Here is a 22,007-nt window from a genome sequence, read left to right as displayed (position 1 = left end):
GGATGTGTTTTGGATAGGGATGAAAACGCCGCAATCAACATCCTTAAAAGGGGACTAAGTACGGTAGGGCATACCGGAACCTTCGATGCTAGATCCAATAAACGCTTGGGGAGAGAATACCTCTACTTTTTCAGAAGCAATTCTGTCTTTCGCAAGTAATCTCTGTGAACCAAGAATCCCCGTCTCTTTAGAGCGGGGAGTGTCAAATCGGTAAACGCTGAATATCTCGGTTAGAACCAATCACCACCATTGCTAAATCCTTGTGTAATCTTTCTTGGGGATTGGGGTTAATCTTGAATTTTTCCGCATTACCGACAGCGACAATATTTAACCCATAACGATTACGAATTTCTAACTCTGCTAGGGTTTTACCGTGAAAAGCTTCCGGGACTTTTAACTCGACAATACTATGTTCGGGATCGAGATCAAATCGTTCTAAAATTGACGGTCTAGTTAAACGGTGCGCTAACTCACAACCGGCATCGTATTCGGGAAAAACTACTAAATCTGCACCAACTTTTTTTAGTAATTTTCCATGGATTTCTGTGGAGGCTTTAGCGGCGACAAAATTAACCCCTGCTTCCTTACAATTGAGAGTAGTAATGATACTTTCTTCAACGTATTTACCAATAGCGACAATCACCGTATCAGTTTCAAAAATTCCCGCTTCTCGCAGGGCGTTAGGTTTGGTAGAATCAAGCTCGATCGCATTATCTACTATTCGATCAGATAACGCTTGTGCTACTAATCCTTCGTCAATATCTGTCGCTACCACTTGATAACCTTGTTTGCGTAAGGTTTCACAGACGGCGCGCCCAAATCTGCCTAATCCGATGACGGCAAATTGACGATTTTGGGGACGCATACTACTAAAAAATTTAATTGATTGCATAATTTTAAGTTAAACTGTTACGCATTTAAAATGCTAGTGTCAATGAGTAAGGAGACAGGAGAAACTGATAACTGATAACTGATATTAATTATCCCACTAAAAGGTTTTCTTCGGGGTAATTAATCACTGTTGGTTTCGGATCGCCGATAATAGCCGCTATTAAAAGTATAACTCCTACCCGTCCCAGATACATCATAAAAACAATAATTAACTTAGAAATCGGCGATAAAGCGGCGGTTATACCCATAGATAAGCCGACAGTTCCAAAGGCAGAAACTACCTCAAAAAACAGTTGAATCATTTTAAAATCTGTCTCCACAAATGAGATAGCTAGGGTGGAGATAATAATCGCTATAACCGAACCAAAAACCACCGCCATTGACTTTAAAATTAACGGCATAGGAATGCGTCTTTGATAGAGAGTCACTTCTTCATGGCCTCTTAAAACCGAGCGAGTACAGTTATATAAAATCCTAAAAGTTGTGGTTTTAATACCTCCCCCTGTACCGCTAGGACTGGCTCCTATAAACATGAGAGCGATGGTAATTGATAAACCTTCTACGGAAATTTTCCCGATATCAATGGTATTAAATCCTGCTGTTCTCGATGTTACCGATTGGAACCAAGCAGCCAGCAATTTATCTTTAATTGATAAATTAGCCAAAGTGTCACCATTTCCCTGTTCAGTAAATAAAAAAGCCAATGTTCCCATCACTAATAAAAATATAGTTGTACTGATAGCAACTTTATAGTTAAGAGAAAAAACAAAGCCTTTTCTTTTATATCGAAAGCGGTGAATAGACCAAGTATAAAACTCGATAATTACTTGATAACCGATACCTCCAAAAATGATCAATCCTGTGATAGCTAAGTTAATAATAATTGAGGACTGATAGGACATCAAGTTATCTTTAAACAAGCCAAAACCAGCATTATTCCAAGCACTAATACTATGGAATAAAGATAACCACACCGCATATCTAAAATCATACTTTTGGGCGAAGACAGTTAACATAACCAAAGTTGCTGTTAACTCAAAAACTAGAGTAGTAGCAATCACTGATTTCATTAAACTTTGACTACCTTGTAGGAAAGGTCTATCAAAGGATTCTTGAATTGCTAACTTCTGTCTCAGGTCAAATTTTCGCCCAATTAATAACATTAAAAAAGTGGTAGTGGTCATATATCCCAGTCCACCCACTTGCACTAATAAAGCAATAAATAATTGACCCCAAAAAGAAAAATAAGTACCCGTATCTACTACTGCTAAACCGGTTACACAGACAGCAGAAGTGGAGGTGAAGATGGCAACAATTGGGTCATTCCAAGTGCCGCTAGTGGTAGAAACAGGCAACATCAACAGGGAAGTTCCCGCTAAAATTACCGCAATAAATCCCAAGCAAATTGTCCGGGCAATCGTCATATAAATTCCTTAGTGAAAGTAGCTAAGAGAAGATTGTTTTTTGGCTAACACTTCTTGATAAACTAACTGTAAGTGATCGATATTTTTGCTGAGACTGTAAGATTCTAAAACTCTTTGACGGGCTTTTTGTCCTAAAATTGTTGTTAATTCAGGATGCTCTCGTAATACGGGCAAGAGAGTTTTTAATTGGGTAATTAGTCCTTTAGTATCTAGAACTATTCCCGCACCTTTTAACACTTCCCCATCGGCCCCCACATCCGTAGCCATACAAGCAACACCACAGGCCATCGCTTCCAAGAGGGAAATCGATAAACCTTCCACTAATGAGGGTAAAATAAAGCCGTCAACCCCGCGCAAAATTTCAATTCGTTTATTTTCATCGCCGATAAAACCTAACCAGATAATACCATCTTCTTCTCCATAAAAAGGTTTAAGGGAAGGAGTTAACGGACCATCACCAACAATGAGCAGTTTGCATCTATCACCTAAACTGGTTTTTTTCCAAGCTTTCAATAAAGATTCTACATTTTTCTCCGGCATGATCCGACCGAGATAAACAAATAAACAATCGGCATTATATTGAGCTTTAATATTCGATGGTCCTGGACAATACTTATTAACATCAACCCCATTGGGAATAATTGCTAATTTTTCTTCGGGAACCCCCAATTTAACTAAAAAATCCCGTTGAGAGGTGGAAAAAATAATTACTTTATCGTAATTAGCTAAAAAAGGAGCGTGTAGTTGGTATGTTAATAATTGGGTACTAGAAATCAGATTGCGAATTTTACTATCAAAAGCCGGGTGAAAAGTCGCCACCAGAGGCAAATCTAAAGACTCACAAATTTCTGGTAGCAGAAAATCGAGGGGAGACAGGGGTAAGGACGCATGAACTAGATCGGGTTTCAGTTCCCTGAGTTTATCCTGTAGAACCCGACTCGATTTTAGGGTGGGAATAGTATAGACTTGGGAACTATAGAGACGTGGCAGGGTGATTTCGTCGTAAAAGTCAGGCCAATCGCCTACGGTGGGTTTTTCGGAAGAAAAATGCAGAAAACTGACTTGATAATCTCGATCGAGCAGAGAATTAGTCACTTCTCGCCCATAGGTAACGTTACCGCAAAAAGGAGATTTTTTTCCTAACCAGGCAATGTGCATTGAGATTCTCTTAAGAAAAAGTTAATTTAGCCAAATATTAGCTTACTAAATTAGCTGTAAAATTAAAAGCTAATAGAGTACCTAAGCAAAATTAATCACCCATCTAAGTCCTCAGCTAAAAATTGCCTTTTGCAAGAGTGCCTATCTCATAGTTAAAATTCTCGGCTTTTTACTCATTAGTCGAGGACTTGCGACGACGACAGCGTTCTGAACAGTATTTGACCTCATGCCAACAATTTTGCCACTTTTTGCGCCAAGTAAACGATAAACCGCAAACGGGACAAATTTTACTGGGAAGATCGGACTTCGAGGGCTGACGTGCCATGATTAAAATTAAAAAGTCAAAAACTGCGCCTTATCTATGAGTGTAGATGAAAATAATCAGAGTTCCCCGCTCGATCGCCTGAGAATTATTTTGGTTGAACCGGCCGGAGCCTTAAATGTGGGTTCCACCGCCAGAATTATGCGGAATATGGGCTTAAGTCGCTTAATTATCGTCAATCCTGCCTGTGATATCCTTGCAGAAGAAGCGCGACGCATGGCAGTACACGGGATTGAAGTCCTAGAAAACTGTTCACAGGTAGCCACCCTTGCGGAAGCTTTGCAGGGTTGTCATCGCATCATTGCCACCACCTCGAAACCCCGTCACCTGAATACTCCCCTCGAAACACCCCAGACTGCCTTACCCTGGTTACTCACCCCTAACCTGGAATCGGCCTTAATTTTCGGGCCAGAAGACCGGGGTTTAAGTAACAGCGAACTGAACCACGCCCAGCGTTTTGTCGGTATTCCCGCTAATCCTCAATATTCCTCCCTCAATCTCGCCCAAGCGGTGGCGGTTTGCTCCTACGAACTGTACCAAATGGCCACGGAAAATAGGCTCGAACCCCCGTTAGAAACGCCCCCTAATGCCACTTTTGAAGCTCTAGAAGGCTATTATCAGCACTTGGAGAGCTTTTTGCTCAAAATTGGCTATCTTTACCCCCACACCGCCGCCGCTAGGATGGAGAAATTCCGGCAATTTTATCATCGGGCCCGTCCCACGGTGGAGGAATTAGCCCTGCTGCGGGGTATTATCGGCCATATTGAAAGTATCGGGCAACTTTTTCTCGGTCTTGATAGTCTCAAGGGCAAGAAAAAAAATTCTCCTAGCGATCGATAATAAATCTGGATACCCTTGAGGAAAACCGTGACTCGTCAAGTAACTCGTCGTCCTACTAAAGTCCAATCTGGCCTTAATTCCCCTAGGTCCATGGACTCAAACAACAAAAAAAAGTCTTTACCGGTTAAAAAAGCAAAAAAACAGCGTAAAACTAACCTAATCTCCTCTTTTCTCCTTCAGGTTCTTCGCTTCTCTATCCTTGGTGTCGGTTTAGGTGCGATCGCTGGTACGGTTTTAACCGTGGTGGATCCGAGCAAATTACCTCTACATCCAAAACCCACCGCTACTAATTCCCCGACTCCCAAACCCGTCACCCCAAAACTGACCACGTTAGTTTTAAACGAAAATCTCAGCAGCCTCAACCAGAAATTACAGGCTTTAGCGGTCAAATATCCGAAATTACAGGTGGGAGCTTTATTTATTGACCTCGATAACGGTGCTTACGCTAATTTTCGCGGAGATACTATTTTTGCCGCCGCTAGTACGATTAAAATCCCGATTCTGGTCGCCTTTTTTGAGGATGTGGATGCGGGGAAAATTCGTCTCGATGAAACCTTTGTGGCCACTAAGGATGTCATGGCCAGTGGGTCCGGGGATATGCAGTATCTAGGAGTGAATAAAACCTATACTGCCCTAGAAACCGCCACTAAAATGAACGTAATTAGCGATAATACCGCTACTAATATGTTAATTAAGCGGATGGGCGGCAAAGAGGCTCTTAATCGGCGTTTTCAAGCTTGGGGTTTGACCAGTACGGTAATTAATAACGCTTTACCCGACTTGGAAGGAACCAATACCACAAGTCCGAGAGATTTGGTGACAATCTTAGGAAAAGTTAATCAAGGGGAATTACTCAGTTTACGTTCCCGCGATCGTCTATTGAATATTATGCAGGAAACGCGCACTCGCACCCTCCTACCGCAAGGTATCGAGAAATCCGCCGATATTGCCCATAAAACCGGTGATATTGGCTCGATGTTAGCGGATGCGGGGATTATTGATATGCCCAACGGAAAACGCTATCTAGGAGCAGTGATGGTGAAACGTCCCCACAATGATAGTAACGCTAGGACTCTGATTCAACAAATATCGCGCACGGCCTACCAACACTTTAAATGGTATCAAACTCAACCCGCAGCCAAACCGCAACCGGTCGCCCAGTCTTCTCCCTCTCCTAGTCCGGTCGTTATTCCTGGTCCGGGTAATTAGCCCCTAGGTTAAATTATTGGCTAAAAGACGGGCCAATTGTTCGGCATTTGCCCGGGGGGAAAGACGAGGAAGGATTTTTTCCCCCGTGGCTAGTTTTTGACAGAGGACGGGGATTTCGTACTGATAAGCGTTAAACCAATCCTCTCGACTGGTAATGTCCCTAATTTCTAACTGCCACTCCGGTTGACGGATTTTTTCTAGTTTCTCTAGCAACCCTTCGCAAAGATGACAGTCCGGTTTACTGTATAAAATTAGTTCTATGGTAGTCATAAATATTTATGTTCATTACCTCCACGATTAGTCTCTCATCAACAATTCTACAAACTCCCACACCCACACCGACTTTAAATAATAATTTAGTTAATTCAGGTACTCAAGATCTAGTCTATATCGGTGTGTTTCTTCTGGCAATTAGCCTAGTCATTGTTATTGGTATTTTCAGTAAAAAAATTGAATACGCTCTCATTTTTGCCGCCACTCTCACTGTTATTTTAATTGCTTTCTTCTGGTTTTTATAAGTCCTTCAACGAAGGGGATTGAGGTCATGGTATTCTGACTTCTCCAACCGACTCCTAACCCCACCAACAAACTTTTTCAGCACACCCTATATACAAGCAAAACGATCGGACTTATAATATAATTGTATTGATTGTGGCTTGTTGCTAGAATCACCCCAAATTGACTCAATGGGTTTATAAACGATGACAACCCTAGATATTGCTACCGATATTGTCTGTCCTCCCACCGATTTATGGAGTGATGAACCACCCGTGGAAAGTGATCTGCATTTACAACAAATTATTTTATTATTATCTTGTCTTGATTGGCTCTGGCAAGATAGAAACGATTACTATGCCTCGGGCAATTTGACCATATATTATAACGAAAGGCAACTGAAACAGCGAGATTTTTGTGGACCAGATTTTTTCTTGGTTTTAGATACGGAAAAACGTCCTAGAAAAAGTTGGGTTGTCTGGGGAGAAGGGGGTAAATATCCCAATGTAATCATCGAAATTCTCTCCGATTCCACCGCTAATGTGGACAGAAAAGCTAAAAAGGAACTATATCAGCATACTTTCCGGACTCCTGAATATTTTTGGTTTGATCCCAATACTTTAGAATGGCAAGGATTCACTTTAATCGAGGGACAATACCAACCGATTACCCCCAATGAAAACGGTTATTTATGGAGTAAGCAACTAGGATTATATTTAGGAATTTTTGCCAATAAATTGCGCTATTTCACCGAATCGGGCGAATTGGTTCCCACCCCTCAAGAGTCGGCCCGACAGGAAAGATTAGCCAAAGAACAGGAAAGATTAGCCAAAGAACAGGAAAGATTAGCCAAAGAAAGAGAACAACGACGGGCGGAAAAATTAGCCCAAAAGCTGCGAGAATTGGGCATTAATCCCGATGAAATTGCTTAAATATCCGGTTGGGTGTGTTAGGGCAGCCCAACTCACCCCGGCAGTCCAGCAATAAATACTTATGATTTCTCAGGGAATTATAACAATTATTAAATAATGTGTAGTTTTGTATACCGATGCCAAGAACTTAGCTACAATATCAAGTGGCGTAAGATATATAGAGATTAGCTTGTGAGTCGGCATCAAGACAGTCAAACTGACCGGAAACGAGAAGAAACACAGTTCACTCCTTACAGTGCAGAAGCGATCGCTCAACAATACCGTTACAAACCTTGGCAATTGTTCGGTCGCGCTTTCGTGATTATTTGGTCTTTAGGATTATTTCTCCTCAGTCTCCTCTGGGACAAATGGACAAAGCAAGAAGAAGCCAATAAATACCGGCGTGCCAGCGAACTTAGGCAAATTCTCACCCGTTTAGGTCCCACCTTCATCAAAGTCGGTCAAGCTCTCTCTACCCGTCCCGACCTCGTTCGCAGAGACTTTTTAGACGAATTAGTTAAACTGCAAGACCAACTTCCCCCCTTCGATAACGACATTGCTTTTGCCATTATCGAGACAGAATTGGGAATGTCCGTAGAAAAAGCCTATCGAGAAATATCCCCCACCCCGGTGGCTGCCGCTAGTTTAGGACAGGTTTACAAAGCGATACTCCCCACCGGCGAAGAAGTAGCCGTTAAAGTGCAAAGACCCGGGCTGCGGGCGCTTTTAAGCCTCGATTTATACCTAATGCGCTGGGCTGCCCAAAAATTCGGTCGTTTATTACCCCTCAATCTCGGCCACGACCTCACCCTGATTGTGGATGAATTCGGCACCAAACTGTTTGAGGAAATCGACTATCAAAACGAAGGTCGCAACGCTGAAAAATTCGCCACCAACTTCCAAAATAACCCCGAAGTTAAAGTTCCCAGTATCTACTGGCGTTATAGTGGTCGCCGCGTCCTTACCCTGGAATGGATTGATGGCTATAAACTCACCGATACCGAGAACATCAAAGCTTTAGGATTAGACCCCAATAATATCGTTAAAATCGGCGTCACCTCTGGATTACAGCAACTCCTCGAACACGGCTTTTTCCATGCTGACCCGCACCCGGGTAATCTTTTCGCCACCTTTGATGGTCGCATGGCCTATATCGATTTTGGCATGATGGACCAGTTAGAGGAGGAAACTAAAGAAACCCTCGCCAGTTGCGTCGTCGATTTAATTAACAAAGACTACGAAAACCTGGCCAGCAACTTTGTCAAGCTGGGATTTTTAACCCCAGAAACGGATATAAAACCAATTATTCCGGCTCTAGAACGGGTTTTAGGCAATGCCATCGGTCAAAGGGTCGGTGACTTCAATTTCCGCACCATTACCGATGATTTCTCCGAATTGATGTACGAGTATCCCTTCCGGATTCCCGCCAAATTCGCCCTGATTATTCGTTCCCTCGTCACCCAAGAAGGGGCAGCCCTCACCCTCGATCCTAACTTCAAAATCGTCCAAGTGGCCTATCCCTACGTCGCTAAACGTCTCCTGACCGGGGAATCGCCGCAACTGCGCCGGCGTTTACTGGATGTCCTGTTCAAAGACGGTAAATTCCAGTGGCAACGCCTAGAAAACATGATTACAATGGCTCGCTCGGAAAGTAACTTCGATTTACTGCCCACCGCGCAATTAGGCATCACTTTTCTTCTCTCGGAAGAAGGTCGTTATCTGCGTCGTCAATTGCTATTAGCTTTAACGGAAGATGACCGTCTCCATACCGCCGAAGTACAACGTCTCTGGGGTTTAATCCAAGGAGAATTGCAACCGCGGCGACTCTTGGATGTGGCCATGAGCGCTTTTCGGGAATTATCTGCCCAAGGTGTGGCCGCTGTCCTTCCGGGAGAAACCAGTTCGCGTTAAAGTGTTTAAGGTCATCATCGGTTAATCACTTTTTCTATGGATTATTATTTTCTGCCCCAACCGCCCTATTTTCTAGTTTTTGCCGGTTTATTTATCGGTATTACCTGCGGGGCCGCTTTTGAAGCTAGTCTCAAGCAAGTGGTTAACAATTGGTATAAAAATAAGGGTTCAGACGATCAAAATCTTTTAAAATCCAGTTCCTTACAAATTCCTTTTATCGGTATTTGTGTAGGAATCTGTCTTTTCCTCGCCTCGGGATTAGATATATTTATTCTCAATGGTTGGGTTGCCTACGCTATCTCTCTCCCCATGACTATCTTTATCGGTGGTTTGGTTTGGAGTCAGTTAGGGGAATTATTAGGCCAATTACAGCGCGGCGGTTCTAAAGAAATTGACCTCGATTATCGGGGATAATTAGGAGACAGCCAACATTTAGGACTAAGAGAATAGGTGTTAGCAGATAGGAAAGATCAACTACCCCACAACTAACACCAAACCCTTATTTATACCCAATTTACCAGCTATTTTGTCCCGCGATTTTAGATGCAAAAACCTTTAGCATGGCATTGGCGATCTCTTCCTCTACATCAGCGCACTGGTTCTGAGGTTTTTGCCTGTTTATTCTCCCAAGATGCGATCGCTACTTTACTAGAAAGTCCCTATCCGGGTAATTCCCTCTCCCGTTACTCTCTTTGTGCTGGTTCCCCGCGTCAGTTTTGGACCCCCGCACTAGGGGAAATTTTGCCCTTTTTAAGCAGTTTACTCCCCCAAACCCGATCCGATGTTCTTCCCGATCATCTTCCCTTCCATGGCGGTTGGTTGGGGTGGTTAGGCTACGATTTAGCTTGGGAAATAGAAAAATTACCCAGCACGAAAGCTGATAATCTCCCTTTTCCCGTCGCTTATTGGTACGAACCGGACAGTTTTGCTATTCTCGATCACCAAGCACAAATTCTCTGGTTAGCTGCCACTAAACCCGAAGATTTAGATAAATACGAACAATCTTTAACCAATCACCCCGATTTTGAGTTGATCGATCCCCATCCCTCTCCCTTAATCTTTTATACTTCTCAACTCGACTACGAAAAAGCTGTTAAAAAAGCCTTAGATTATATCAGAAAAGGCGATATTTTTCAAGCAAATTTATCCCTAAGATTTCAAAGCACAACTAAGGCAAAAGGATGGCAAATTTATCGCAGTTTACAACAGATTAACCCTTCTCCTTTTGCCAGTTATTGGCGCACCCCTTGGGGCGAAATGATTAGTTGTTCTCCCGAAAGATTGGTGAAATTAGCAAGAGGAATAGCCAGCGCTAGACCAATCGCTGGAACCCGTCCCCGGGGTAAAACTGAGGCACTCGATCGACAATTGGCCGAGGAACTATTAACTAATAAAAAAGAGCGCGCCGAGCATATTATGCTAGTGGATCTAGAACGCAATGATCTAGGTAGGGTTTGTGAATGGGGATCGGTTGATGTTGATGAATTACTGACGATCGAGCGTTATAGTCACGTTATGCACTTGGTCAGTAATGTTCAAGGAAAATTAGATAAAAAGTATCATGCTATTGATTTAATTAAAGCTCTTTTCCCGGGGGGAACAATTACCGGTTGTCCGAAAGTTCGTTGTCTAGAAATTATCGAAGAATTGGAGCCGGTGCGACGTAATTTATTCTATGGTTCCTGTGGCTATATTGACCTACGGGGTCATTTAGATTTGAATATTCTCATCCGTACCCTATTAATGACTGCTCAAGGGAATTTAAACACCGTTTGGGGACAAGTGGGAGCGGGAATAGTTGCCGATAGCGATCCCGAAAAAGAATGGTTAGAATCCCTTCATAAAGCTGAGGCACAATTAATCGCTTTACGTTCTTTTTAATTTTTGATTTCAACAAACTAACCTATTGTTGCATCTAAAACCGCTCTTTTTACTTTTTACCTTATCTGCTATTTTGTAGGATAGCTTCCGATCTTGAACCCTATTCATGAATCAAATTTCTATCGCAGTTACTTTTTTTCTTAGTTTAGTCTTGACCTCCCTTCCCTTTTTACTTTTCGGGGCAGCCGTTTCCAGTTTTTTGCTGGTTTTCGTCAATAAACAGCGATTAGCGGCGATATTTCCCCGTAATCGACTGTTAGGAGCGATCGTTGGCAGTGCCATCGGATTAATCCTACCGGTCGGACAATACGGCACGATTCCCGTCGCTAGAAGATTCTTATTAGAGGGAGTACCCCCAGGGGTGGTGTTTAGCTTTCTCACCGCTGCACCTACCCTAAATATCGTCACTCTTTGGCTAACTTGGCAGACTTTCACCTATTCTAGTATTTTCTTCTATCGATCGCTTTCGGTCTGGTTAATGGCAATTTTTATCGGTACTCTCTTTAGTTTCTACCGGGAAAAACCCCGCACCGATAGCGAAATTCCCCTAGAATCAAGTTTAGTTCTTTCCGGTAGTTTTTTACCTGAGGAAGCAGCCGGTCAACCCCTACAAAGAGTCGGCAATCTTGTTTATGAGTATAAAACTAGAGATAGGCAAGCTTGGCCAATTTCTCTGCAGCTATTTCTCGATAACTTTATCGATGAAGCACTGGAATTAGGGGGATTATTAATTATTGGCTGTGCGATCGCTAGTGTCTTTCAGCTATTATTACCTCAGAGTCAATTAATTGCCTGGGGGAATACTCCCGTTACTCAAATTCTCGTGCAGTTGTTTTTTGGTTTCACCCTCGCTGTTAATGCCAGTCTTAGCACTTTTGTCCCCGGTTCTTTAATTACTAATCTCTCTGTGGGTTCCACTCTCGCTTTTTTACTGGTCGCTTCCCTCATTGATATTAAAGCTTTTATCCTCCTCCTATCAGCTTTCCGTCCTAAAATCGTCCTTTATTTCGGAATTTTATGCCTGTTAATGACTTTTTTAGTGGCTCTGATCCTCAGTTTTTATCTAGGTTGAATTCCTTCCGGGTCAGAAAAATTTTCTCTTGACAAAAGCGACTTGACATGATACTATATATATAATGGAAAATCCGTGCGCCTACAGACCCTATTTTCCTAAGCATTTAAACTCTAACTCATCTTGATTCGGCTTGCCGGAGTTGTGACAACATAGTTTTATAATTCTCCATATATATTTGGGTATGGGGATGATTTTCCCATAATCTTTCCCTGAAAATATTAATCGCTTCTCGATAGAGAGGTTCCGCTTCTGAGCAGCCGCCTTGAGAATCGTACAAGTGTACTAAATTGTTGAGGGAACTTGCCACATCGGGATGATTGTCTCCTAAGAGTCGTTTTCTCAAATCTAATGTAACTCTATATTTTGAAATAAAATGAAAAATCCTTCTTGTGTAAAATGCTTATCGTGGGTAAGAATTTCATTTATATTCATTTGGCGCATTGTTTGCATGGATATACAATCTGTTAAGCTGTAATCTTTATCTGGACGATTTTGATATAAATCTAATCCTGATTGGAACGTCTGATGAGTTTGGGGTATAACTAAGATTTGGGGATTATTTTGTAACCCTCTAATAACTTGTAAGGTTTTTCGTCTAACTGACATTCCATAAGCAGATAGATTGTTGAAAACTTCAATAAAGACTTCATCGGTTGTCACTATTGTTACCTGCTGGAGTTTCCTTGTCATTTCTATAGCTTTCTCATGCCAATCATCACGATTGTTAATGAGAGCAACCCAATAAAATGTGTCTGCAAAGATTGTTTTCATTGCTATAATGCTAGAAACTTGAGTTTCGGCTTTGCTTAAGATTTGGGAACTCCATAAAGATAATGATCATGTTGATTAGCAAGATCTGTAGGCAACTTTTCTAAGTCGTCATTGTCTAATGGTATATCTTCCAGAAGCTTTAATATTGCATCCCCTACATTACTTTCAGATTTAGCATAACTAGCTTGTGCTGAAAGTAGGAAGTTTAAAGTTTCTTCTATTAAAGAATCCGGTGCTTGTTCAATCTCTTGTAATAGTCTCTCTTTAGTATTCATGGTTTTATTCCTTGCTAAGTAGGGAGGCACAATTATTTGTAGGATGGGTTAGCGCACTTCGTAACCCATGCGGGCGTTGGGTTTCATACTTCAACCCAACCTACGTTCATCTTATATTTAATTCCACCCACCTACTTAATCAGTTATCAGTCATCAGTGATTAATTCAATTATAGTCGATGATAGGTGGTGCGTTAGGACGGATTGTTAGCTTCAAGTCAAAGCGGAAATTTTTGCTGTCTAACTACGTTTTACTAAATCTGGATGTTGTCAAAATTTCTCTTGACAAAGGCGACTTGACATGATACCATATTCATAATGGAAAATCCCTGCGCCTACGAACCCTATTTTCCAATGGTCTTAACTAGATACCTAATCATAGTCCATCATTCAATCACACCAACCACAGTCGATGATAGGTGGTGCGTTAGGACGGATTGTTAGCTTGAAGTTAAAGCGGAAATTTTTGCTGTCTAACGCACCCTACTGGATTGTTTCAGCTAAAATAGGGCAATAGATTTCGGCTTAAAGTCTTAGATTATAGAATTTATAGCATTTTTCTAATACACCAAATTAGCTGAAACAGTCCACTACGTTTTTCTGGATTTTGTCAAAATTTCTCTTGACAAAGGCGACTTGACATGATATTATATTCATAATGGAAAATCCGTGCGTATGCAGACCCTCTTTTCAAGCATCAAATACTCCCCATTGAAGTTTCCTTAGAAACCCAGTCTCCTCAGCAACCACCGCAAGCCTAACCAGAGGCTATAAAAGGGTAAAATTAACAATATCAGAAACCCTTGTATCAATCTTCCTAATAGCTGTTTTCAAGGATGAGGGGGTTTTGGTTTCAACATCTCCACCACCTCCTCAGGAAACCGTTGTCTTAATTCTGCTTCGGGTAATTGCGATAACATCCTCAGATAATTCTGATAAAAGGTTTGGGTATGGGGATGATTTTCCCCTAATACTTGGGTAGCAATCTTAATCGCTTCTAGATAGAGAGGTTCTGCTTCTGGGTATCTGCCTTGGGATTGGTACAAGTATGCTAAATTGTTGAGGGAAGCTGCCACATCGGGATGATTGTCTCCTAAGAGTCGTTTAGACAAATCTAATGCTTCTAGAAGGAGAGGTTCTGCTTCTGGGTATCTGCCTTGGGATTGGTACAAGTATGCTAAATTGTTGAGGGAAGCTGCCACATCGGGATGATTGTCTCCTAAGAGTCGTTTAGACAAATCTAATGCTTCTAGATAGAGAGGTTCTGCTTCTGGGTATCTGCCTTGGGAACAGTACAATAGTGCTAAATTGTTGAGGGAAGTTGCCACATCGGGATGATTGTCTCCTAAGAGTCGTTTAGACAAATCTAATGCTTCTAGAAGGAGAGGTTCTGCTTCTGGGTATCTGCCTTGGGAATAGTACAATAGTGCTAAATTGTTGAGGGAAGTTGCCACATCGGGATGATTGTCTCCTAAGAGTTGTTTTCTCAAATCTAATGCTTCTAGAAGGAGAGGTTCTGCTTCTGGGTATCTGCCTTGGGAATAGTACAATCCTGCTAAATTGTTGAGGGAAGTTGCGACACCGGGATGATTGTCTCCTAAGAGTTGTTTTCTCAAATCTAATGCTTCTAGATAGAGAGGTTCTGCTTCTGGGTATCTGCCTTGGGAATAGTACAATAGTGCTAAATTGTTGAGGGAAGTTGCCACATCGGGATGATTGTCTCCTAAACGGGTTCGAGTTGCGGTTAAACAAGCTTGACAGTAAGGTTCAGCAATAGCATACAATCCTTGTCCATTATAATAACGAGCTAAACCGGTATAGGACCACAATAAATCCTCGTCAGCGATATATTCTGGATATTCCCTGACAGCTTGTTCAATATGGGGAATTAAGGGAGTCAGATTTTGAATAATATCTAGACTAGGAGTTTGGGGGACTGTTCTCGATGTATCTGTCATCACCGTACAATAACGACTTTTTGCTGGTTCTGCGTGGGGTGATGCTTCTAACTTATCCCGAAAATAGCGACGCAACAGGGGATGAATTTCATACCAAACATCACCCATATCCTGAACTAAACTCAGATGGACTAAACTATCGGTCAACCATTCCTCCACTGTATCCCCATCCTCATCTGGAAATAAATCCAGAATCATCCCCTTGGGAAAGGGCGCAAGAGCGAATAAACTGAGGTAAAGTGCCAAAATTTGGGCATCTGGTTCGCTATTCAACTTCTCCCAACTGAGATTAAAGGCAGCTTTCAACCCTCTTTCCCCAGTCATTTCTGCATGAAACTTGGGATTTCTGTCTAAACTTGGATCATCTAAGCCTTTTTCTGCTAATTTCTGCCGTATTTTGCTAATTTTCCAATCCTGTCGCCGTTTTAGCAACCTTGCCACCAATTCTAACCCTAAGGGTAAATAACCCAAATCCTGACATAATAATTTAGCTTCTTCGATTTGTGTGTCAATTCTGTTATTTTCAAGGTAGGAACGCAATAAATCAAGAGCATCTTCTTCTTTTAAGACTTCTACCCGAAAAGTCGCAATTGTCGCTGATAAATATTCCTTGCGAGTGGTAATTAAAACCCGAAAACGAGATTCTTTTACCGGTGGTAGATAAGATTTAATTTGGTCGTAGTCACGCACATCATCAAAAATAATTAAAGCATTTCCCTCGGGCCAATTTTGCCAACAGTAACGCACTCGTTCACTTAAGGTTCCCTGATTGGGGATGTTTAAACCCAGGTATTCTCTGGCAAAAAATAAAATAGCCAAACCGGGGTCACTGTTAAGGACATTTATCCAACAAATACCCGCAGGATAATCCCCTTTATGTTGCCAAGCATACTGTAAAGCTAATTCAGTTTTTCCCGAACCTCCCATCCCACTTAAAACCACTGGGGAAGATTGCTGAAAAGCTTGATTAATCCGGGATAATTCCTGTTCTCTACCAACAAAGTTAACTGCTGTTTTTGGTAAATTATAGGGATCATTAACGGTATTTTTATCGGTAAATAGCTGATTATAGTTGGTAGCTTGGGTTGAATTTTCTGTTAAAGATAACCGCAGGAAAAACCAAGAATTTAAATCTGGCATAAACCGAATAACTTTGTTAGTAAAATCATGGGTCATCCACCAAATTTGTCGGAGATTGAAGCGAGCTAAATTTTCTCGATTGAAATTAATTAATTGCAAGGCATCTACTAGGGAAACATCAGAACTAAAAGCGGTTTCAAAACCAGTAATTGATACTACTCCCGACTCCAATTCTGCCAATTGTGTTAACAAGAAGTTCAAGACAAAAGAGGGTTTTTCCCATCTTGGTAAGACAATTTTATGAAAAATAATGCCTTGTTCTTGCAGTTTATTTTCTAATTCTCTAACTACTTGCTGACGGGAAAACTCATCATAAAATTCCACCCTAGCTAAACCTCTAGATGGTCTTCGTCCCCATAATAGCAAACGAGCTGCTGTATGGGCAATAGTACCCGGTTCTAACTCCGATTGATTAGTTTGATTAACTTGATGTACCACCGGGGACACCTCCATCGGGAGCAGTAGGAATATGACCTTGAGCATTTAAAATATCAACCACAAGGGGATGTACCATAAAGCATCTTTCCCCGTCTCCATCTACTTCTTGAATCGCTCGATCATTTAATAAAGCGTATAATATCTCATTGGGAATTTGTGCCTCTTTATCAGCATCATAAATTCGTTTTAACAATAAAACCTTATCCCCATAACTAACATGATCGGTATCATAAGGATTTTGGCCTAAACGTCTTTCATAATCTGTTCTTAAACTGCGAATTGCTCTGCTAATATGACTAGACATGATCAGATTTTGTTTATTGACAATTGCCTCATCAGAAGCTTCTCTAACCAGATAAAATAAATCTCTGATATTGCCACCGGAGGCAATAATAACCCGCTCTATTTGTCCATCTTCAAATAAATTAGATTTAACTCTTGCTTCTAAAACTTTTCTAACTGCTTCCCGTCCTTTTTGGTTGGGAGTATGATCTTTTTGGCAAAAAACTGGAGTATCGGGAATCAGGAGATTATGGTCAAAAGTGAGGTTAATCCCGGGAGATGAATTATATAATCCAATCGGAATATTAAAAATAATGTGAATGTCTAAATCTTTGAAAATATTAGAATAGTTTAAAAATAAATCCCTGACCGCTTCCTGTGAAACACCAGCTTTATCGAAGTCCTCTCCAATAATTAGCCAGCTTCTCTGCATAGTTTCCTGTAAGTTCTGATTACATTCTTTCAGGAGTTGATTAGCAATATTAATTAAATCTCTGGAACGGGAAAGACGGTATTCAACAACTTTTTTCTCTCGCGAGGAAGCAAACCGGAATTCTCCCTTGAGAGAGGCAAAAAGTCCGAGAATTTTATTCCAGAGAGAATCTTCTTTTGCTCCCGCTCCTGCTTCCATTTTGATTTGACTTTCTCTGGTTTCCTTGCGGGTAAATTCTTCAGAACTAAACCAATCCCAAAGCTTTTGTAAATTTTGACTACTAGGCTGCCGAGAAATTTGAGCGGTTTTCTCAACAATTTCCACCACCATAAAGAGAAATACATCAAGGGGACTGAAATTAATCGCATCGAGTTCACTTAAAACACTAAATCGCAGGGGTTCAAAATGCTGTTTAATCTCATGATCATTAATTAAACGAGTTAATTCTGTCGATTTGCCTACCCCCGTGTGTCCCATTAAACAGGCTTTGTAATATTGTTGCGTATCTATGACCCGTTTTAACCCTAATTTTAGACGCTCAATTTTATCTTCCCCTCTCACCCGATTCATTTCTTCTCGATAAAAAGCATCTATTTCCTTCTGAGTTAATAGGGGTTCAGGAGATGTAGTTGAATAGATTTCATCAAGAGTAGTCGCAGGTTCAAAGCGAGTCAGAGAGGGGTGTTGCATAGAGACAGGAAAAATCATTCTCTGGAGATACTTTTTATTATATAGGGTTGGCTGAATATCAGGTCATTCTGTTATTCTGAATTCCCCGACCGACTCCTAACCCCAGCAAGAGACTTATTCAGCAGACCCTATTTAAGCGGGAAAAATCTCTTTTTTGTAGTCTGTGATACTGTTTTTTTGATTGAGATCGTATAGGGTCAAAGAAATTGCTTCTAGGGTTCCGATTTAAGCGTCTTTAAATGTCAGGTCCGAGAGGAGCAAGCTAGTCTTAAATGAGCGGATCAAAAAATTTTTCCATCTAAGCTGGCTACACGGCGGGATAAAAGCCCAGGAGACTTTGAGGATAACTGTTTTGAGGCAGTGTCTTTGAAGACTCCCGGGTTATTGTATTTTGAGGTGAAATGATGTCCGAGGAATCTACTTTTCAACCCCCTGATTTAACCGAAGCTCAACAGGCCCTAGAAAAAGAACGCCATTTGCCCCTAACCGGTTGGCAACAGGAAGTTTCTCAGGGGTTAACCTACGGTTTAGAGGCGGCCGATAGTATCCGCGATCGCAGTATTCCCACCTTTTCCAGGGGTGAGTTACCCCACTATGCGGGAATTAATACTTTTATGAAGGCTCCCTATTTGGAAGATGTGCGGAATGTGGGCAATTATGACGTGGCAATCGTGGGTGTTCCCCATGATTCGGGGACAACTTACCGACCCGGAACTCGTTTTGGACCCCAGGGAATTCGGCGGATTTCGGCTCTTTATACGCCCTACAATTTTGAATTAGGGGTAGATTTGCGCGAACAAATTACGCTCTGTGATTTGGGGGATATTTTCACCATTCCTGCTAATAATGAAAAGTCCTTTGATCAAATCTCTAAGGGGGTTGCCCATGTCTTTAGTTCCGGTGCCTTGCCGATTATTTTAGGGGGTGATCATTCCATTGGTTTTCCGACAGTGCGGGGTATTTGTCGGCATTTAGGGGATAAAAAAGTCGGTATTATTCACTTTGATCGCCATGTGGATACCCAGGAAACGGATTTAGATGAACGGATGCACACTTGCCCCTGGTTTCATGCCACCAATATGAAAAATGCTCCTGCTAAGAATCTCGTCCAATTAGGGATTGGTGGTTGGCAAGTTCCCCGTCAAGGTGTTAAAGTTTGCCGCGAGCGCGCCACTAATATTTTGACCGTCACCGACATTGTAGAACGAGGCCTTGATGCTGCCGCCGAATTTGCCTTAGAACGAGCTTTAGATGGTACGGATTGCGTTTGGATTAGTTTTGATATTGATTGCATTGATGCCGGTTTTGTCCCCGGTACAGGTTGGCCAGAACCGGGCGGTTTATTACCCCGTGAAGCCTTAGCTTTATTAGGTAAAATTATCCAAAAAGCTCCCATTTGTGGTATGGAAGTGGTGGAAGTTTCCCCTCCCTACGATATTAGTGATATGACCTCTTTGATGGCTACCCGTGTTATTTGTGATGCCATGGCCCATCTGGTTATTTCAGGTCAATTACCCCGTAAAGAAAAGCCTTATTATATTCATCCTGAGGCCAATCTGGCCGTTGACGAACCCTGGCAGTAATTTCCTATGCACGAAACTGATATGACCAAGGCGTTAATTATGACAGTTCGAGATTGGTATAATAGCCAACCTGAAAAGCTCAAAATTGAAAAAATTCATCTCATGGTTGGTGAATTTACCTGTGTCGAACCGGTCAGTTTACAATTTGCCTTTGAAGTTCAAACTGCCAATACTTTTCTTGCTGGTGTGGAATTAGCAATTAAAAATATTCCCCTAATTGCTTATTGTCATTGCTGCCAAAAGGATTATCAACCCCAAATTGGCCAGCAATATTCTTGCCCAACTTGTCGATCACCGATGGAGGATATTCGTTCAGGTCGAGAGTTAAAAATTGACCATATTGAATATTCTTTAGTTTTTTAAACAAAGTTGGGCGATCGCTTATACAAGTTCGATGATCAATTATTCATTCTCAATTAAAATGCACCAAACTTTTGACGCGGCCCTAGAAATTAATCTACTTCATGCCAATCAAACAGGAGCCGATCACAACCGGGAACATTTTGACGAGTGGGGCATTACCTGTTTAAACTTGATGAGTAGTCCTGGTGCGGGTAAAACTGTGTTATTGGAAAAAACCCTCGCAGCCTTAAAAGATCACTTAAAAATGGCTGTTATTGAAGGCGATATGACTACAGAACTAGATGCCGATCGCCTGAGACAATATGGAGTTCCCGTGATTGCCATTAATACAGGTCGCTCCTGTCACTTAGATTCCAAAATGGTAGCCGGGGGAATCCATCGTTTCAAAGAAGATTATAACCCCAAAGAGTTTGATTTATTGTTGGTGGAAAATGTGGGAAATTTAGTTTGTCCTGCCGAATTTGAGGTAGGGGAACACGCCAAAGTTGCTCTATTAAGTCTGACTGAAGGAGAAGATAAACCGCTCAAATATCCAATTATGTTTCAAGAAGCGGATTGTCTGATTATTACTAAATTAGATCTGGCTCCTTATTTAGAGATTGATTTAAACCGTTTAGAAGCAAATGTTCGCTCCATGAATCCCGATGTAAAGATTATCGCTCTTTCTGCTCAAACAGGAGAAGGTTTAGAAGAATGGTTAAATTGGGTAAAAAGCCAAGTCAATACTCCGAGGTTCTTGAATTGTTAATCAGTAACAGTTTTTGAGATTTATTTCTGTTTTACTAGCTGTCACCTCTAAAGGCTATTACCTATGAAACGGCGCAATTTTTTCTCCTTACCTCTCGTTTTTTTTAGTAGCTTACTCCTGACCGTTAGTTGTAATCAAGCTCCTCAGCAAACCCCCAATGCAAGTACTTCTCTGAGTAACACTGTCCCCATTGTCATCGGTTATAGTAACTGGGCCGGTTGGTGGCCATGGGCGATCGCTGAAGAAGAGGGATTATTTGCTAAAAATGGGGCTAATGTTCAAATGAAATGGTTTGATGGTTATCTTGAATCCTTGCAAGCTTTGGCCGCCGGACAATTAGATGGAAATAGTCAAACTCTCAACGATACCATCACTTTTGCAGGAGATGCAGTGAATGGTCAAGTTGCTGTTTTAGTCAATGATAACTCGTCAGGAAATGACAAAGTTATTGTCACAGAAGAGATTAAAACGATTCAAGATTTAAAAGGCAAAAAAGTTGCTGTTGAAGAAGGCGTTGTTGGTGACTTTCTCCTCAGTTTAGCCCTAGAAAAAGAGGGAATGAGCCGTAAAGATGTGCAAATTGTCCCCATGGAAACAGGGGCTGCTGCTGCCGCTTTTGCATCGGGAAAAGTCGATGCAGTGGCCGCTTTTCCACCTTTTTGGTCAACGGCCCTTAAAAGAAAAGGTTCTAAAGAATTAATTAGTTCTAAAGCTTTTCCAGGTGCTATTCCTGATTTATTAGTTGTCAGTGCCAAATTAATAAAAGAAAAACCAGAACAGGTTCAGGCTCTTGTCAAAACCTGGTTTGAGGTTCGAGACTTTATGGCTAAAAATCCCCAAAAAGCCGATGAGATTATGGCCAAGCGTGCGGGCATTAGCCCAGAAGAATTAGCCCTATATAAAGAGGGAACGAAGTTTTTCACCTTAGAAGAAAACCTAGAAGCGTTTAGTCCTGGTAAAACTATGAAAAATATGCCCTTTGCCGCTCAAAAAATGGCTGATTTTATGAGGGAAGTTGGCTTTATTAAAAAAGTCCCCGATCTAACAACCATTTTAGATCCCCAATTTGTCAAGGTGTTGGCAAATCAAGACAAAAAAGCCTAATTATCCCCTCTTGTAGATCGAGAAATTAAAGGTTCCAATTCTCTATCTATAAGAGGGATTAGGGAGACAAGTTGACCTCAAGAATTTTTTGATAACTGGGTGATAT

General features: G+C 41.5%; 22 protein-coding genes, 1 pseudogene and 1 riboswitch. Of the genes and pseudogenes, 13 read left to right on the top strand and 10 right to left on the bottom strand.

The window, feature by feature from the left end; all coding sequences use genetic code 11:
* A pseudogene (locus tag IM319_RS08225) lies at positions 1–191 on the top strand (RNA-guided endonuclease TnpB family protein); the annotation flags it as partial.
* Between the two features lie 11 nt (positions 192–202).
* Here the strand turns inward: IM319_RS08225 and IM319_RS08220 are convergent.
* From IM319_RS08220 to IM319_RS08205, 4 genes are all read right to left on the bottom strand, one after another.
* A complete protein-coding gene (locus tag IM319_RS08220; RefSeq protein ID WP_061432893.1) occupies positions 203–892 on the bottom strand; it encodes a potassium channel family protein in 690 nt (229 codons plus the stop codon).
* An 88-nt stretch (positions 893–980) separates the two neighbouring features.
* Positions 981–2,315, bottom strand: a complete 1,335-nt coding sequence (locus IM319_RS08215) for a TrkH family potassium uptake protein (RefSeq protein WP_287735253.1) — start codon at positions 2,313–2,315, stop codon at positions 981–983.
* A 9-nt stretch (positions 2,316–2,324) separates the two neighbouring features.
* Entirely contained in the window at positions 2,325–3,473 is a 1,149-nt protein-coding gene (locus IM319_RS08210) for a glycosyltransferase family 4 protein (RefSeq protein ID WP_287735251.1), read from the bottom strand.
* Between the two features lie 169 nt (positions 3,474–3,642).
* A complete protein-coding gene (locus IM319_RS08205; RefSeq protein WP_158198517.1) occupies positions 3,643–3,798 on the bottom strand; it encodes a DUF2256 domain-containing protein in 156 nt (51 codons plus the stop codon).
* A gap of 36 nt (positions 3,799–3,834) precedes the next feature.
* On the opposite strand from IM319_RS08205, the gene IM319_RS08200 reads away from it, so the two are divergent.
* Positions 3,835–4,635: an RNA methyltransferase gene (locus IM319_RS08200; protein ID WP_287078621.1), complete on the top strand. Its 801-nt coding sequence runs from the start codon at positions 3,835–3,837 to the stop codon at positions 4,633–4,635.
* Between the two features lie 27 nt (positions 4,636–4,662).
* Positions 4,663–5,844, top strand: a complete 1,182-nt coding sequence (locus IM319_RS08195; protein ID WP_287735250.1) for a serine hydrolase — start codon at positions 4,663–4,665, stop codon at positions 5,842–5,844.
* A gap of 3 nt (positions 5,845–5,847) precedes the next feature.
* Here the strand turns inward: IM319_RS08195 and IM319_RS08190 are convergent, their stop codons facing one another.
* Positions 5,848–6,114, bottom strand: a complete 267-nt coding sequence (locus IM319_RS08190) for a glutaredoxin family protein (protein ID WP_002750529.1) — start codon at positions 6,112–6,114, stop codon at positions 5,848–5,850.
* Positions 6,115–6,122: 8 nt separating this feature from the next.
* Here IM319_RS08190 and IM319_RS08185 point away from each other — a divergent pair, with 8 nt between their 5' ends.
* The 6 genes from IM319_RS08185 (at position 6,123) to IM319_RS08160 (ending at position 12,114) form a co-directional block, all read left to right on the top strand.
* The gene (locus IM319_RS08185; protein ID WP_287684162.1) at positions 6,123–6,362 is read left to right on the top strand and encodes a hypothetical protein; all 240 of its coding nucleotides are present in this window, start codon (positions 6,123–6,125) and stop codon (positions 6,360–6,362) included.
* Positions 6,363–6,545: 183 nt separating this feature from the next.
* A complete protein-coding gene (locus IM319_RS08180) occupies positions 6,546–7,271 on the top strand; it encodes a Uma2 family endonuclease (protein ID WP_286825698.1) in 726 nt (241 codons plus the stop codon).
* A gap of 171 nt (positions 7,272–7,442) precedes the next feature.
* Entirely contained in the window at positions 7,443–9,161 is a 1,719-nt protein-coding gene (locus IM319_RS08175; RefSeq protein ID WP_287735248.1) for an ABC1 kinase family protein, read from the top strand.
* Positions 9,162–9,197: 36 nt separating this feature from the next.
* Complete coding sequence (locus tag IM319_RS08170) at positions 9,198–9,575, top strand: hypothetical protein (RefSeq protein WP_002734118.1); 378 nt, start codon at positions 9,198–9,200, stop codon at positions 9,573–9,575.
* Between the two features lie 129 nt (positions 9,576–9,704).
* The gene (locus IM319_RS08165) at positions 9,705–11,042 is read left to right on the top strand and encodes an anthranilate synthase component I (RefSeq protein ID WP_287735247.1); all 1,338 of its coding nucleotides are present in this window, start codon (positions 9,705–9,707) and stop codon (positions 11,040–11,042) included.
* A gap of 106 nt (positions 11,043–11,148) precedes the next feature.
* Positions 11,149–12,114, top strand: a complete 966-nt coding sequence (locus IM319_RS08160) for a permease (protein WP_287735246.1) — start codon at positions 11,149–11,151, stop codon at positions 12,112–12,114.
* Positions 12,115–12,232: 118 nt separating this feature from the next.
* Here IM319_RS08160 and IM319_RS08155 read toward each other — a convergent pair whose 3' ends face one another.
* The 5 genes from IM319_RS08155 to IM319_RS08135 form a co-directional block, all read right to left on the bottom strand.
* Positions 12,233–12,460, bottom strand: a complete 228-nt coding sequence (locus IM319_RS08155; RefSeq protein WP_287078630.1) for a tetratricopeptide repeat protein — start codon at positions 12,458–12,460, stop codon at positions 12,233–12,235.
* Positions 12,461–12,462: 2 nt separating this feature from the next.
* A complete protein-coding gene (locus IM319_RS08150; protein ID WP_002756072.1) occupies positions 12,463–12,888 on the bottom strand; it encodes a type II toxin-antitoxin system VapC family toxin in 426 nt (141 codons plus the stop codon).
* A gap of 35 nt (positions 12,889–12,923) precedes the next feature.
* On the bottom strand, positions 12,924–13,163 hold the full coding sequence (locus tag IM319_RS08145) for a hypothetical protein (RefSeq protein ID WP_286825244.1): 240 nt from the start codon (positions 13,161–13,163) through the stop codon (positions 12,924–12,926).
* Between the two features lie 829 nt (positions 13,164–13,992).
* The gene (locus IM319_RS08140; protein ID WP_287735254.1) at positions 13,993–16,713 is read right to left on the bottom strand and encodes a tetratricopeptide repeat protein; all 2,721 of its coding nucleotides are present in this window, start codon (positions 16,711–16,713) and stop codon (positions 13,993–13,995) included.
* The gene (locus IM319_RS08135) at positions 16,682–18,103 is read right to left on the bottom strand and encodes a hypothetical protein (protein ID WP_287735244.1); all 1,422 of its coding nucleotides are present in this window, start codon (positions 18,101–18,103) and stop codon (positions 16,682–16,684) included. The genes IM319_RS08140 and IM319_RS08135 overlap by 32 nt, the downstream gene beginning before the upstream one ends.
* Before the next feature lie 201 nt (positions 18,104–18,304).
* A riboswitch (guanidine-I (ykkC/yxkD leader) is annotated at positions 18,305–18,439 on the top strand.
* A gap of 68 nt (positions 18,440–18,507) precedes the next feature.
* Here IM319_RS08135 and IM319_RS08130 point away from each other — a divergent pair.
* The 4 genes from IM319_RS08130 to IM319_RS08115 all read left to right on the top strand — a co-directional run bounded on the left by IM319_RS08130 (position 18,508) and on the right by IM319_RS08115 (position 21,901).
* Positions 18,508–19,686: an agmatinase family protein gene (locus tag IM319_RS08130; RefSeq protein WP_287735243.1), complete on the top strand. Its 1,179-nt coding sequence runs from the start codon at positions 18,508–18,510 to the stop codon at positions 19,684–19,686.
* A 6-nt stretch (positions 19,687–19,692) separates the two neighbouring features.
* Positions 19,693–20,049: a hydrogenase maturation nickel metallochaperone HypA gene (gene hypA / locus IM319_RS08125; RefSeq protein WP_287735242.1), complete on the top strand. Its 357-nt coding sequence runs from the start codon at positions 19,693–19,695 to the stop codon at positions 20,047–20,049.
* A gap of 58 nt (positions 20,050–20,107) precedes the next feature.
* On the top strand, positions 20,108–20,797 hold the full coding sequence (hypB, locus tag IM319_RS08120) for a hydrogenase nickel incorporation protein HypB (RefSeq protein WP_287735241.1): 690 nt from the start codon (positions 20,108–20,110) through the stop codon (positions 20,795–20,797).
* Positions 20,798–20,860: 63 nt separating this feature from the next.
* Positions 20,861–21,901: an ABC transporter substrate-binding protein gene (locus IM319_RS08115; protein WP_287735240.1), complete on the top strand. Its 1,041-nt coding sequence runs from the start codon at positions 20,861–20,863 to the stop codon at positions 21,899–21,901.
* Positions 21,902–22,007: the final 106 nt, after the last annotated feature.

The organism is Microcystis sp. M113S1, from assembly GCF_020246945.1.
GTDB lineage: Bacteria > Cyanobacteriota > Cyanobacteriia > Cyanobacteriales > Microcystaceae > Microcystis.
This window is presented reverse-complemented; position numbering and strand designations above follow the sequence as displayed.